Consider the following 12,654-nt stretch of genomic DNA (forward strand, 5'->3'; position numbering starts at 1 on the left):
GAATGAGACTCGTCGTCAACGAATTCGCGAAGATGCGTCATCTCCGGGTGGGCGCTCTTGTCCTCGTCCTCCTCACCGGAGTCGTCGGCCTCACGGCGTTTCGCGGCCTGGCATCGGGCATGACGGCTCAACTCGGCGATCCTGCCGGATTCCCGTGGAAGATCCTCCTGGCCGGTCTCGGATTCTCAGCTGGCCTCATCTCACCCTTGGTCATCGCGGCCATCGCCAGTCGTCAGGTCGAGGCCGAACACGCGGGCAATGGTTGGCTGCTGTCGGCAACGTCGGGGGTGACTCCAGGCAGGATGTGCCGGTCGAAGTTCCTTGCCCTCGGTGCCCTCGTCACCGCAGCGACCGTGCTCCAGAGTCTCATCCTCATAGCCATCGGGTTCGGGCTCGGGATCACCTCACCGTTGCCGCTGGAGCATTGGCTCGGGTATACGGCTGCTGTCATCGTCGTCAATCTGGCAGTTCTCGCTGCGCATCTGCTGCTGTCGTCGACGATCGAAAACCAGCTGGTGTGCATGGGAATCGCCGTCATCGGCCTCTTCATCGCGGTATTCGGTTCGGCTCTCCCGGACTGGCTGGCGATGCTGACGCCGTGGGGGTACTACGCTCTCACAGCACCGGCCGACTACATCGGCACCGATCTCGTCTACCTCGATATCCCCTACCTCCGGGTCATGCTGTTGGGGCTGGTCGGGGTCTGCCTGTTCTCACTGATCACCGCCCGATTTGACCGCCGGGAGGAATGAGCCATGAGGTACGTCAACATCGAATTCATCAAACTCCAACGCTCTCTGGCCTGGGCAGTCGTCATACTGCTGCCCGTCATCGCTGTCGCATCGGGGTCGATGAGCTCCCTTGCCGCGGACAGTGGCCTCGATGACGGGTGGCACACTCTGTGGATCCGGTCGATCGGCTTCTATGGGATGGCGCTTCTCCCGGTCGGCATCGCCATCCTCGCATCGCTGATCTGGCGGACCGAGCACCGGAACGGCAATTGGAATGCCCTCATGAGCACCTCGGTGCCGACGTCGACGACGGTGCTCAGCAAGACCGCCGCGGTGGCCGTCCTCTCCGCACTCATGCAGATCGTGCTCGTCCTCACCGTCGTGGGATTCGGAAAGATCCTCTTCGACCTCCCCGGGATGTTGCCACCCCAATATCTCATGAGCAGCGTCCTCGTCATCATCGCCTGCGTACCGGTCGCAGCACTGCAGTCGGGCCTGTCCACGTTCTTCCGTTCGTTCGCCGCTCCAGTAGCCATCGCCCTAGTCGCCACGGGAATCTCGACAACCGCCCTGCTGGTCGACATCTCGGCAGTCATTGCGGTGCCGTATGCCACTGCGACCTATGCGACACAGTTGGGCACGTCACTGGTCGAGGCGAGCAACACCTCGTTCGACGCTGCAGGCATCTCAGTCGGCACCGCCGGACTCGTCGCGGCGGTCTCGAGCGCAGCCACGGCAGTGATCGTCATCGTGACCACCTGGATTCTCAATCGTTCTGACACCAGAGCATGAGCCGGTCGAATCGTCGGGGCTCCTGTATTCCGGAAGCGATCAGCGTTCCGATGCCTCGCCCAGGCGCGCATCCTTGCCGTACATCGAGTGGGTGAAATGCTCGGCGACTCCCTCGATGCCGGGACTCAGCGACGGCCCCTCCCCCTCGGCGATGACGAACGTCATCGTCAGGTGCGCATCGTGGGTGATCGACAGGTGGATGTTCGTGCCGCCGATGGCCCGGAAATGTTCGAGCACCAGCCCGCGCAGACGGAAGCTCGGGGCACCGGAGCGGGCAGGGACCACCTCGGCGGACTGCCACGGTAGCCATCCGGGGAAGCCGATCGCCTTCTTCAGCGCCTCCTTCGCGGAGAACCGGGCAGCCAAGGAGGCATCAGTGCGACGTTTGCCGTTGCGTTTGAGCTGCTCGGCCGGGGTGAGCAGACGGTCGAGGAGTTCAGGCACCCGTTCGATGTGCTCGGCGAAGCGCGGCACATCCGCAATGTCAGTGCCGATCCCTAGAATCGCCATAACCGAACCTCCTCAGAGAACACCAACCTGCTCAGGTGCCGGACCGGACATCGTCTGGTCCGGCACCGAGGCGGATCACTCGACCGTAACCGACTTTGCCAGGTTGCGCGGCTGGTCGACGTCGAGGCCCTTGGCCGTGGCGAGCTCCATCGCGAAGATCTGCAGCGGAACGGTCGTCAGCAGCGGCGCCATGAGCGTCGTCGTCTCGGGCACGAAGATGACCTCGGAGGCGAACTGATCGACCTCCTCGTCGCCTTCCTCGGCGATGACGACGGTGTTCGCACCGCGAGCGCGCACTTCCTGGATGTTCGAGATGACCTTCGCATGCAGCGAATCGCGGCCGCGCTTGGACGGCACGACGATGATGACGAGCTGACCGTCGTCGATGAGTGCGATCGGTCCGTGCTTGAGCTCACCGGCGGCGAAGCCCTCGGCGTGGATGTAGGCGAGCTCCTTGAGTTTGAGTGCCCCCTCCATCGCCACCGGGTAGCCGACGTGACGACCGAGGAACAGCACGGAGCCGACCTCCTGGTTGCGGTCGGCCAGCGCCAGCACCTGCTCCTTCGTCTCGTCGAGGATCCGCTGGACCTTCTCCGGGATGGTCTGCAGTTCGGACAGGATGGTTCCGATCTCGTCGCGGAACTTGTTGCCGCGCAGCTGTGCGAGGTAGAGGCCGAGCAGGTAGCAGGCGACGACCTGGGACAGGAACGCCTTCGTCGAGGCCACGGCGATCTCCGGGCCGGCGTGCGTGTACAGGGCGGCATCGGATTCGCGTGGGATCGTCGAGCCGAAGGTGTTGCAGATCGCGATGACCTTCGCACCCTGCTGACGCGCGTGGCGGACGGCCATGATCGTGTCCATGGTCTCCCCCGACTGGGAGATCGCGACAACGAGGGTCTTCTCCGTCACCACCGGATCCCGGTAGCGGAATTCGTGGGCGAGTTCGACCTCGGTGGGGATGCGGCACCAGTGCTCGATCGCGTATTTCGCGACCTGGCCGGCATAGGCGGCGGTGCCGCAGGCGATGACGACGATCTTGTCCACGGATTTGAGCACCGACTCGTCGATGTGCATCTCGTCGAGCGTCAGGCGACCCTCGGTGTCGAGACGGCCGAGCAGCGTATCGGCGACGGCCTGCGGCTGATCGTGGATCTCCTTGTCCATGAAGGACGCGAAGCCGCCCTTCTCCGCCGAGGCGGTGTCCCAGTCGACCTCGAAGCGCTCACCCTCGACGGGGTTGCCCTCCGTGTCGGTGATCGAGACCTCGTCGGGGGTGATCGTCACGACCTCGTCCTGACCGATCTCGACGGCCGTGCGGGTGTAGTCGATGAAGGCGGCGACGTCGGAGCCGAGGAAGTTCTCCCCCTCCCCGAGGCCGATGACCAGCGGCGAGTTCCGACGGGCGGCGACGACCTGACCAGGAGCGTCGGCGTGGACGGCCAGCAGGGTGAACGCGCCCTCAAGCTCGGTCGCTGTAGTGCGCATGGCGGCGGTGAGGTCACCGGTGGCCCGGTAGTTCTTGGCCAGCTGAGCGGCGGCCACCTCGGTGTCGGTTTCGGAGAGGAACTCGACGCCCTCGGCCACGAGGTCCTTCTTCAGGTGGGCGAAGTTCTCGATGATGCCGTTGTGGATGAGCGCGAGCTTGCCGTCGTCGGCCAGGTGCGGGTGGGCGTTGAGATCGGTGGGTCCGCCATGAGTGGCCCAACGAGTGTGGCCGATGCCGGTCTGAGCGGCCGGCAGCGGGTGGGCCTCGATCTCCTCGGTCAGGGCCGAGAACTTTCCGGCCTTCTTCGCCGAGGCGAGCTGCCTGTCGTCGGTCACGAGCGCGACTCCGGCCGAGTCGTAGCCGCGGTACTCGAGCCTCTTCAGGCCACCGAGCACGACGTCGAGCGCCAGATGATCGGCATTGTCAACGGGGGCCTTGGATACATAGCCAACGATTCCACACATGAGGGAGATTTTACGCACTCACGGCCGATCACGTGTATTTCGGCGAGTCACGATCGGGTCAACGTGACGAACTGCACGTGCGACGGAGACCTCGGCGCCACCTCGGCGCGGGTGGGTGCGGAACGGCGGACCACCTCGGCGCGGGTGGGTGCGGAACGGCGGACCACCTCGGCGCGGGTGGCTTTCATGACCCATGACACAATGGGCGCATGAGCAAAGTCGATCCTCAGCTGGACCGCGCGCGGCGGCTCGCCGGCCTCTACACCGCCCGGCGCAGCGAGCCGGATACGACGTCCCCGTTCTGGGAATTCGATCGCGAGGTGTGGGGCACGCTCGCCCAGGCCACCCCGCTGCCGCTCAAGCAGCGCGATATCGAACGTCTGCGCGGGCTCGGTGATCGGATCAACCTCGACGAGGTGGCCCAGGTGTACCTGCCGCTGTCTCGGCTGCTCAACCTCTACGTCTCCGCCCGCCGGGCGAAACACGACCTGACCCGGGAGTTCTTCTCGCCGTTGCACGAACTCGGTTTGGAACCGCAGGAGGCCAAGCGGACCCCGTTCGTCATCGGCGTCGCCGGATCCGTGGCCGTGGGCAAGTCGACGACCGCGCGTGTGCTGCGTGAGCTGCTCGCCCGCTGGCCCGACACGCCGCGCGTCGAACTCATCACCACCGACGGGTTCCTCTACCCCAACGCCGAACTCGACCGGCGCCGCCTCAACGGCCGCAAAGGATTCCCCGAATCCTACGACCGGCGCAAGCTGCTCAAGTTCATCTCGGCCGTGAAGTCCGGTGCTCCCGAAGTCCGTGCGCCCGTGTACTCGCACCACACCTACGACATCGTCCCCGGCGCCGAGGTAGTCGTCCGCTCCCCCGATGTGCTCATCGTCGAAGGGCTCAATGTCCTTCAGCCCGCCCGTCCCCGCCAAGACGGAGCCGTAGGGCTGGCGATCAGCGACTACTTCGACTTCTCCGTCTACGTCGACGCGCGGTCGCGCGACATCCGACAGTGGTACATCTCCCGGTTCCTCAAGCTCAAACACGGTGCGTTCCAGGACGAGGACTCCTACTTCCACCGGTACTCACAACTCAACGACGACGAAGCGATCACCCTGGCCACGGAGATCTGGGACTCGATCAACTTCCCGAACCTGCGCGAGAACGTCCAGCCCAGCCGCGGCCGCGCCGACCTCGTGCTCCACAAATCCGCCGACCACACGATCCGGAAGGTGCAGCTGCGCAAGCTGTGAGCCGCGGTGTTCGGGCGGCCACCGGAGTGGGTGCTCGGGCGCCTCGAGGTAGGTGCTCGGCTCGCCTCGAGGTAGGTACTCGGGCGCGGCTCTAGGCGGTGCTCGGGCGCGGCTCGCGACTGGTGTGAGCGGGGTCGCCGGCGGGTGAGGAAATAGTTTCACCCCTCGCGCAGTTGCACTGTGTGCACTGTTTTACTCTCCGCCGGAGGGCCACCCGCCCTCAGCGACGACCGGATGCGGGCGATCCCCGCATCAGCGTAGGTGCGGCGCAACTCTGCGGGATCTCTCGACCCGTTCGAGTGCCTCGTTTCCGATCGGCTGCGTCCTGCGCAGTCTCGGTCGCTTCGGCAGCAGAAAGGGACCCACTATGAGTATGCCTTCCGCGCACCGTGTGATGTACTCCTCGGTCAAGAACCAGAAGACGCCGCAGACGACCATCCAGCCGGGCATCTACCGGAGGATCGCCGCGTACGCGACCCGGCACAAGCGCAAGCTCATCGTCTTCCTCGTCCTCTCCGTCCTCACAGCGGGAATCGGCGTGCTCAACCCGGTGCTCGCCGGTGACGTCGTCAACGCCATCACCGGCGGCGGGCCCGTATCGACAGTGGTGTGGCTGGCTGTGGCCATCGGCGGTCTGGCGATCGCCGACGCCGCGATCTCGATCACGAACAGGTATCTGTCCTCCCGCATCGGTGAGGGGCTCATCTTCGATCTGCGCACGGCCGTGTACGACCATGTGCAGTCGATGCCGATCGCCTTCTTCAACCGCACCCGCACCGGCGCCCTGGTCTCCCGGCTCAACACCGATGTCATCGGCGCGCAGCGGGCGTTTTCGAACACTTTGTCGGGAATCGTGTCGAACTTCGTGTCCCTGGCGCTGACCGTGGGTGTGATGGTCACGATCTCCTGGCAGGTGACGGTGATGTCGATCCTCCTGCTGCCCCTGTTCATCATCCCCACCCGTATGCTCTCGGGGAAGCTCGCCTCTCTGCAGTTCGAGGCCGCGAACAACTCCGCGGACATGTCCACGCGGATGACCGAGAGGTTCTCGGCCGCCGGTGCGACATTGATCAAGCTCTTCGGCAATCCGCGCAAGGAGAACGAGGAGTTCGCCGACCGTGCCGGTCAGGTCCGCGACATCGGCGTCAAGGTCGCGATGCTGCAGTCGACGTTCGTGTCCTCGCTGACGCTGGTATCGGCTCTGGCCCTCGCCCTGGTCTACGGTGTCGGAGGTGCTCAGGCCGTCCTCGGCAACCTCAATGCCGGGCAGGTCGTGACCCTGGCACTGCTGCTCACCCGGCTCTATACTCCACTGACCATGCTCGCGAACGCACGCCTGGACATCCAAAGTGCCGTCGTGTCGTTCCAGCGCGTGTTCGAGATCCTCGACCTCGTGCCCTACTTCAAGGAACCCGAGAAGCCGCGTGCGCTGCCGGCCGGCGGGTTGGACGTGTCCTTCGATCACGTCGACTTCGCGTATCCCAGCGCTTCTCAGGTCAGCCTGGCCAGCCTCGAAGACGTCTCCGTGCTCGATTCCCGCGGCGGCGACGAAGTCATCCACGACCTGAGCTTCACGATCCCCGCAGGACATACCGTCGCTCTCGTCGGTTCTTCGGGTGCCGGCAAGTCGACGATCGCCTCGTTGTTGCCGCGCCTGTATGACACCACCGGCGGGTCTGTCCGGATCGGCGGGGTGGATGTCCGCGACCTGTCATTCTCCGATCTGCGCGACGCCGTCGGCGTCGTCACTCAGGACGGTCATGTCTTCCACGAGTCCATCCGGGCGAACCTCGCGCTCGTCAACCCCGACGCGACCGAGGAGCAGATGCTCGAGGCGATCGACCGGGCGCAGCTGTCAACCGTCATCAATGCGTTGCCCGACGGCTTGGACACGGTCGTCGGCGAGCGCGGGTACCGTCTGTCCGGCGGTGAGCGTCAGCGACTGACGATCGCCCGGATGCTGCTCGCATCCCCGGAGATCGTCGTCCTCGACGAAGCCACCTCGGCGCTGGACTCGACGAACGAGGCGGCGATTCAGCGGGCGCTGGCTCAGGCGATGCACGGTCGCACGGCGCTGGTCATCGCGCACCGGCTGTCGACGATCCGGCAGGCCGATACGATCCTCGTCGTCGAGGCCGGGCGCATCGTCGAATCCGGTTCGCACGCGGAACTCGTCGGCCGCGGCGGCCGCTACGCCGAGCTCTACGCCACCCAGTTCGCGTCGAGCTGAGCGTCGACGGCCCGCGCGTCGGAGCGACTCGCCATCACTCCACAGGCACACTCCAACGCAGCCGTCGACAGCTCGCTGATGGCTGCTCGTCGACAGCTCGCTGATGGCTGCTCGTCGATCGCTTGCTGATGGCTGTCACATGGCAGTGATCGTCGTCGTATTCTTCCTCTGCCTCGCTCCGATCATCGACTGCTGAGATAGGAAACCGGCGGACGACGGGACAACGAACAGCCCGAAAGCTCGTGAGGTTCGTCGAGGTATTCCTCCTGGTGTCTTATGCCTCTACGCTGATCGGATGGAATTGCGCGTAATGGGGCGCGTGGAGATTCTCCATGATGGTGTGGCCCGAGGGGTACAAGGGCGCACCCAGCGAGCCCTCCTGTCTCTGTTGGTTCTCCGGCTCCGGGCATGGACGCCGGCATCGCTCATCGTCGAAGCCCTGTGGCCGGACGGATGGTCCGAACGTGCTCACACGCGCCTCCACGTCCAAATCCACCGACTGCGCCGGCAGTTGGGAGACGGCGTTCTGCTGAGTTCGGCATACGGCTATCGCCTCGATCTCGCACAGTCCGCCGTCGATGCATGGCGCTTCGAACACAGCGCTCGATCCGCTCTTGCCGGTGACCTGCCCGATCACGATCTCGAGACCCTCCGCCACCTTGAACGCGTTGCGTCCCTGTGGGAGGGCGAACCGTTTCCCGGCGTCGACCTGCCCGAGACCGCAGCCTGGCAGTCCGAGCTCAGGGACCTGTACACACAGGTGCGGGAGAAGTGCTCCGAATTCCATCTGGAGTTCGGCGACGGTCGCACGGCGCTCAGGCTGCTCACTCTGCTGACACAAGAACAGCCGGAGAACGAGCACGCACAGGTTCTGCGATTGTCGGCACTGCAGCAGACGGGGCGGGCCACGGAACTGCCCGAAGCATTCACGCAGGTCAACCGCGCTCTCGCGGACCTGGGGCTCGATTCGGCCCCGGACCTGTGCGCCCCTCACCAGCCGCTCTCGCGTCTGCGGGAAGAGGCGATCCGCTCCGACCTCGCCATCGTCGACCCGGCCGGTGAGCTCATTCCCTGCAGCGAGGACGAGACCGATCCGACGATGCGCGGATCGGTGCTGCGTCGAGAACTCGCGTACATCCTTATGGCCACAGGTCGACCCCATGAGGCACTGACCGTGCTGGAGCGTTTGGAGGCCCTCCACTCGGGGCTGGGACACGAGAATCAGTGTGCGATCCTGCTCCGGGACATGGTGGCAGTCATGGCGCTGATCGGCGACCTGCGCCGGGCTCTGCGCCTCCTCGGTGAGGCGTCGAGGCTCGACGGGCGAACGACGGGAACCGACGCGATGCTGCGGATCATCCGGGCCCTGGTCCTCACCCACATGTCTCGACTGAATCGAGCCGAGGAGTCACTGACCGCCGCAGGCGAGCCGACCGGGCCTATGGCACGCCAAGTCATGTGGTGGCGGACCCGAAGCCAGATCGACAGGAGGGCCGGTCGACAGCACGATGCCGTGGTCGGAGCTCTCACCGCTTTGGACATCGCCCGACGGGCCAGTGCCGAAACCGATAAGGGGCCGCTTCTGCTCGATGTCGCCTGTTCGAAACGTGATGCGGGCGATGTCGAGTGCTTCGACTGGTACCGAACCGCTCTCCTGTGCGCTCACGAGACGATGCGCATCCCCTTGGCCGCCGGTACCCATGCGTCGATGGCCAAAGCCCAGTTGATGTGGGGGCGGCCGAAGACCGCGATCGTGCACGCCCGAGCCGGACTCGAACTGGCACAGTGGTCCGGTTACTGGCTCTTCGCCGGTCGAGCCGCCGCACGCCTCGCCGAGGCGGAAGAGCAGATGGGGGATACACCGTCCGCTCTCCGCCACCGACGTGAGGCGCAGTCTCACTACCGCCGCATCGACTTCCCGGTACCGTTCACACACCGCACCGCGGCGAGTCCGGGTGCAGGCACCGGGATCACCTGTGAGCCAGCGGCACTGGGTGATTAGCTGCGAACAGATTCTCAGGATCGTAGGCGCTCTTCACCCTCGTCAGCGTCAGCCATTCGCGTTCACCGTAATTGTCACCGACGTCGACCGGTTCTTCGGCGAAGTTGAGGTACCGACGCCCCGTGCTCCATGGCGACATCGTTCGAACCAGACGGGAAGCGTCCGAATGTCCGCGCGCTTCGTTCTCCGCAGTGTCGGCGATCGCCACACCGAAGAGCAGGAAACTCCCGTCCAATCGGCTGAGCACACCGCCGTCGGGATTTCGCCGTGATAGGGCTCCCCCGAGCTGACGCAGCTCCGCCGAAAGCAGAGCGTGCTCGGTTCCGGGTCCGACTTCGGCAAGGAACGCGTCTACCGCCTCATCCGTCAGGCGCCCCAGCAGGGCCGTGTCGCCGGTGACCGGGGTCGGCCCCAAAGGATCCATATGGAGGCGGGCGATCGCACTGGGCGGCACCTGGTCGAAGGTATCGACCCGCGGGGACAGTGCCCTGAGCGGAGCGAGAATGCTGTCGGCCTGATCTTCTCTTCCCAGGACGGCGCCGTCCATGCAGACGACCGGGCGACCTCCCACCGATTCCGGGATGTCCGGGGCCTCCGGGAGATTGAGGATGCGCATCGAGGTGGTGATCTCATCGGGGGCGCCATGTGCCCATTTCGCCCAGGCACGTACGACCCGGTCTGCGTCGTCGATGTCCCAGACCATCATTCCTGCGTGCACGGTCTCCAGCGGATACAGCGAGAATTCGAAGGAGGTGACGATGCCGAAGCTGCCGCCTCCCCCGCGCAGAGCCCAGAACAGACTCGGATGCTGACGATGGTCCGCACGGATCAGGGAGCCGTCGGCCAGGACGATCTCCACGGCGGTGAGACTGCTGGTGGCCATTCCGAGTCTGCGCCCGTACAGGAAGATTCCGCCGCCGAGCAGGTATCCGCCGACTCCGACATCTGGTGACGAGCCATGCAGGCAAGCCAGACCGTGGCGACCAGCGGCGTCGATGACGTCGCCCCACAGCGCTCCGCCCTGCACCTTCGCCATCGCTATCGACGGATCGACCTCGACCGCGGTCATGGCGGAGAGCTTGACCAGGACGGTCGATACGAGGTCGTGTTGGACCAACGGGCCTGCGTTGTGACCCGTGCTCACCGGGGCGACCTTCAGTCCGAGCTGTCGTGAGGCGGTGACGACAGCGGACACCTCGGCGGCGGTGGTCGGTTCCGCGATCGCTGCGGGCAGCAGATCGACGGCGGTGTTCCACAGCGTTCTGGCACTGTCGTACCCGGCATCGCCGGGAAGATAGATCGTCACCGGCTCGACCATCGCGGCCAGTTCGGAGGCTGAATCGGTCGTATCCTCACGTGCGACATCGGTGAGGACCGGCTGGGATTGCAGAGTCATAGATCTCCGATCGTTGGAAGATGTGAAGTTCTGTACCGACGGCGGTCGACTCTGATCCGTCGTCGGATGGCTCGATCCTCGCAAGCGGCGCTTACATCTCGCTTACGTCGGCGAGCGGAGCCTTTCGTCGTGCTGCCCGCTCCCGGAAGCCCCCGTTACCTTTTAAGTAGCCCCTTCATCCGTCAGGATAGAAAGGGGTCGCTGGCCTGAGGACCCCGGCATGATTGATGCCCCCAGTCATCATGATCCGGGGGGTGTAGTCACCGGGGTTCGAAGGCACCAGGGAAATCGCTGATAGGGGCCAGAACCACTGGCAGAACACATGCCTTGAGCCCGACCGTAACGTGGATGCCGAGCCCAGGAGCCATCCAGCAGTACCGGCCAGCCGAACCACAACCAAATATTCGGTCACATGAGTCGAAGAAGATGAGTGACATGATCACCAACCACGCTGACATCGACGTATTCATCGGCATCGATGTCGGCAAACACAACCACCACGCCGTCGCACTCGACCGCGACGGCAAACAGTTACTGTCAAAAGCTCTGCCGCAGAACGAAACGAAACTCCGGGCTTTGCTTGGCCGGCTGCGCAAGCACGGAACTCTGCTGGTGGTCGTCGACCAGCCCGCCACTATCGGCGCCTTGCCGGTCGCGGTCGCCCAAGCCGAGTCCATCACGGTCGCCTATCTGCCTGGGTTGGCGATGCGCCGCATCGCCGACCTACACCCGGGTGAGGCGAAAACGGATGCACGCGATGCCGCGATCATCGCTGAAGCCGCCAGGACGATGCCCCACACTCTGCGGGGTATCCGGGTGGCGGATGAGAACGTCGCCGAGTTGTCGATGCTGTGTGGCTACGACGATGACCTCGCCAAACAGGCAACGGCCACGTCGAACCGGATCCGCGGACTGCTCACCCAGATCCACCCCGGGTTGGAGACCGTCATCGGCCCGCACTTGGATCATCCCGCCATGCTGGCCGTGTTGGCGAAGTACCCGACACCGAAAGCGCTACGGCATGCCGGCAAACACCGCGTCGAGACTCTGCTGCGTAGACAGGCGCCCAGGGCGTGGAAGCGGTGGGCCGCGGCGATCTTCACCGCCTTGGACGGGCAGACCGTGGTGGTGTCGGGCACGGACGCGGCGGGACTCGTGCTGCCGCAGTTGGCGAACTCGTTGGCGCAGATACGTGCGTCGCGGGATGAGGTGTTGGTGCGCATCGAGGAACTGGTGAAAACGCATCCGCTTTTCGGGCTCCTGACGTCGATGCCGGCAGTCGGCGTCAGGACCGCGGCGAGGATCCTGACCGAGGTCGTGGGTAAGGACTTCGAATCCGCCGGACACCTCGCATCCTATGCCGGACTGGCACCAGTGACCTGGCGGTCAGGGACATCGATTCGGGGAGACCACTCGTCGCGGCGGGGGAACAAGATCCTCAAGCGGGCTCTGTTCTTGTCGGCCTTCGCGGCGTTGAAGGACCCATTGTCGAGGGCGTATTACGACAAGAAGCGCGCCGAGCATAAGAAGCACAATCAGGCGTTGATCGCGTTGGCTCGCCGTCGTTGCAACGTCCTGTACGCGATGCTTCGCGACGGTGCCTACTTCCACGCACCCGAGGCGGCGACCGCCGCCTGAACCGACCGGTCACGAAGTGCCTGACCAGTTCGTGTCAACGGTCAGTAGGAACTGCCCATAGACGGCCACGAGAATTGCCCACTGGTGGCCAATAAAACTGCCCGCTGGTGGCCACGATTTCTGCCCATCGACTCGTTGTGTCCAGTCGTGACCACCCG

General features: G+C 64.9%; 10 protein-coding genes. 6 read left to right on the forward strand and 4 right to left on the reverse strand.

Annotation, left to right across the window (positions count from 1 at the left end):
* Positions 1-2 precede the first annotated feature (2 nt).
* Both ACPUD7_RS09835 and ACPUD7_RS09840 read left to right on the forward strand, forming a co-directional pair.
* The gene (locus ACPUD7_RS09835; protein ID WP_240689855.1) at positions 3-752 is read left to right on the forward strand and encodes an ABC transporter permease; all 750 of its coding nucleotides are present in this window, start codon (positions 3-5) and stop codon (positions 750-752) included.
* Positions 753-755: 3 nt separating this feature from the next.
* The gene (locus ACPUD7_RS09840) at positions 756-1,523 is read left to right on the forward strand and encodes an ABC transporter permease (protein ID WP_101639115.1); all 768 of its coding nucleotides are present in this window, start codon (positions 756-758) and stop codon (positions 1,521-1,523) included.
* A 39-nt stretch (positions 1,524-1,562) separates the two neighbouring features.
* Here the strand turns inward: ACPUD7_RS09840 and ACPUD7_RS09845 are convergent, their stop codons facing one another.
* The 3 genes from ACPUD7_RS09845 to ACPUD7_RS09855 all read right to left on the reverse strand — a co-directional run bounded on the left by ACPUD7_RS09845 (position 1,563) and on the right by ACPUD7_RS09855 (position 4,171).
* On the reverse strand, positions 1,563-2,033 hold the full coding sequence (locus tag ACPUD7_RS09845) for a holo-ACP synthase (RefSeq protein WP_425119777.1): 471 nt from the start codon (positions 2,031-2,033) through the stop codon (positions 1,563-1,565).
* Between the two features lie 75 nt (positions 2,034-2,108).
* On the reverse strand, positions 2,109-3,983 hold the full coding sequence (gene glmS, locus ACPUD7_RS09850) for a glutamine--fructose-6-phosphate transaminase (isomerizing) (protein ID WP_425119778.1): 1,875 nt from the start codon (positions 3,981-3,983) through the stop codon (positions 2,109-2,111).
* 47 nt (positions 3,984-4,030) lie between these two features.
* Entirely contained in the window at positions 4,031-4,171 is a 141-nt protein-coding gene (locus tag ACPUD7_RS09855; RefSeq protein WP_425119779.1) for a hypothetical protein, read from the reverse strand.
* 21 nt (positions 4,172-4,192) lie between these two features.
* Between ACPUD7_RS09855 and coaA the strand changes: the two genes are divergently transcribed.
* The 3 genes from coaA (at position 4,193) to ACPUD7_RS09870 (ending at position 9,462) form a co-directional block, all read left to right on the forward strand.
* Entirely contained in the window at positions 4,193-5,230 is a 1,038-nt protein-coding gene (gene coaA, locus ACPUD7_RS09860) for a type I pantothenate kinase (RefSeq protein ID WP_135540231.1), read from the forward strand.
* Between the two features lie 367 nt (positions 5,231-5,597).
* Positions 5,598-7,460 carry an ABC transporter ATP-binding protein gene (locus ACPUD7_RS09865; RefSeq protein WP_135540233.1) on the forward strand — a complete coding sequence of 621 codons (1,863 nt, stop codon included), beginning with the start codon at positions 5,598-5,600 and terminating at the stop codon, positions 7,458-7,460.
* Positions 7,461-7,755: 295 nt separating this feature from the next.
* Positions 7,756-9,462 carry an AfsR/SARP family transcriptional regulator gene (locus ACPUD7_RS09870; RefSeq protein WP_425119780.1) on the forward strand — a complete coding sequence of 569 codons (1,707 nt, stop codon included), beginning with the start codon at positions 7,756-7,758 and terminating at the stop codon, positions 9,460-9,462.
* Here the strand turns inward: ACPUD7_RS09870 and ACPUD7_RS09875 are convergent.
* Positions 9,431-10,858 (reverse strand): FAD-binding oxidoreductase, encoded by a 1,428-nt coding sequence (locus ACPUD7_RS09875; RefSeq protein WP_425119781.1) that lies wholly within the window; start codon positions 10,856-10,858, stop codon positions 9,431-9,433. The genes ACPUD7_RS09870 and ACPUD7_RS09875 overlap by 32 nt on opposite strands.
* Before the next feature lie 435 nt (positions 10,859-11,293).
* Between ACPUD7_RS09875 and ACPUD7_RS09880 the strand changes: the two genes are divergently transcribed.
* On the forward strand, positions 11,294-12,496 hold the full coding sequence (locus ACPUD7_RS09880; protein ID WP_135541428.1) for an IS110 family transposase: 1,203 nt from the start codon (positions 11,294-11,296) through the stop codon (positions 12,494-12,496).
* Positions 12,497-12,654 lie beyond the last annotated feature (158 nt).

The organism is Brevibacterium sp. FAM 24630, assembly GCF_049804075.1.
In the GTDB taxonomy this organism is placed as follows: domain Bacteria; phylum Actinomycetota; class Actinomycetes; order Actinomycetales; family Brevibacteriaceae; genus Brevibacterium.

Excerpts from the sequence above, each read along its gene's own strand:
- ACPUD7_RS09840 (WP_101639115.1), top strand. The coding sequence starts at position 756 with ATGAGGTACGTCAACATCGAATTCATCAAACTCCAACGCTCTCTGGCC.
- ACPUD7_RS09845 (WP_425119777.1), bottom strand. The coding sequence starts at position 2,033 with ATGGCGATTCTAGGGATCGGCACTGACATTGCGGATGTGCCGCGCTTC.
- ACPUD7_RS09880 (WP_135541428.1), top strand. The coding sequence starts at position 11,294 with ATGATCACCAACCACGCTGACATCGACGTATTCATCGGCATCGATGTC.
- ACPUD7_RS09835 (WP_240689855.1), top strand. The coding sequence starts at position 3 with ATGAGACTCGTCGTCAACGAATTCGCGAAGATGCGTCATCTCCGGGTG.
- glmS (WP_425119778.1), bottom strand. The coding sequence starts at position 3,983 with ATGTGTGGAATCGTTGGCTATGTATCCAAGGCCCCCGTTGACAATGCC.
- ACPUD7_RS09855 (WP_425119779.1), bottom strand. The coding sequence starts at position 4,171 with ATGAAAGCCACCCGCGCCGAGGTGGTCCGCCGTTCCGCACCCACCCGC.
- ACPUD7_RS09870 (WP_425119780.1), top strand. The coding sequence starts at position 7,756 with ATGGAATTGCGCGTAATGGGGCGCGTGGAGATTCTCCATGATGGTGTG.
- ACPUD7_RS09875 (WP_425119781.1), bottom strand. The coding sequence starts at position 10,858 with ATGACTCTGCAATCCCAGCCGGTCCTCACCGATGTCGCACGTGAGGAT.
- coaA (WP_135540231.1), top strand. The coding sequence starts at position 4,193 with ATGAGCAAAGTCGATCCTCAGCTGGACCGCGCGCGGCGGCTCGCCGGC.
- ACPUD7_RS09865 (WP_135540233.1), top strand. The coding sequence starts at position 5,598 with ATGAGTATGCCTTCCGCGCACCGTGTGATGTACTCCTCGGTCAAGAAC.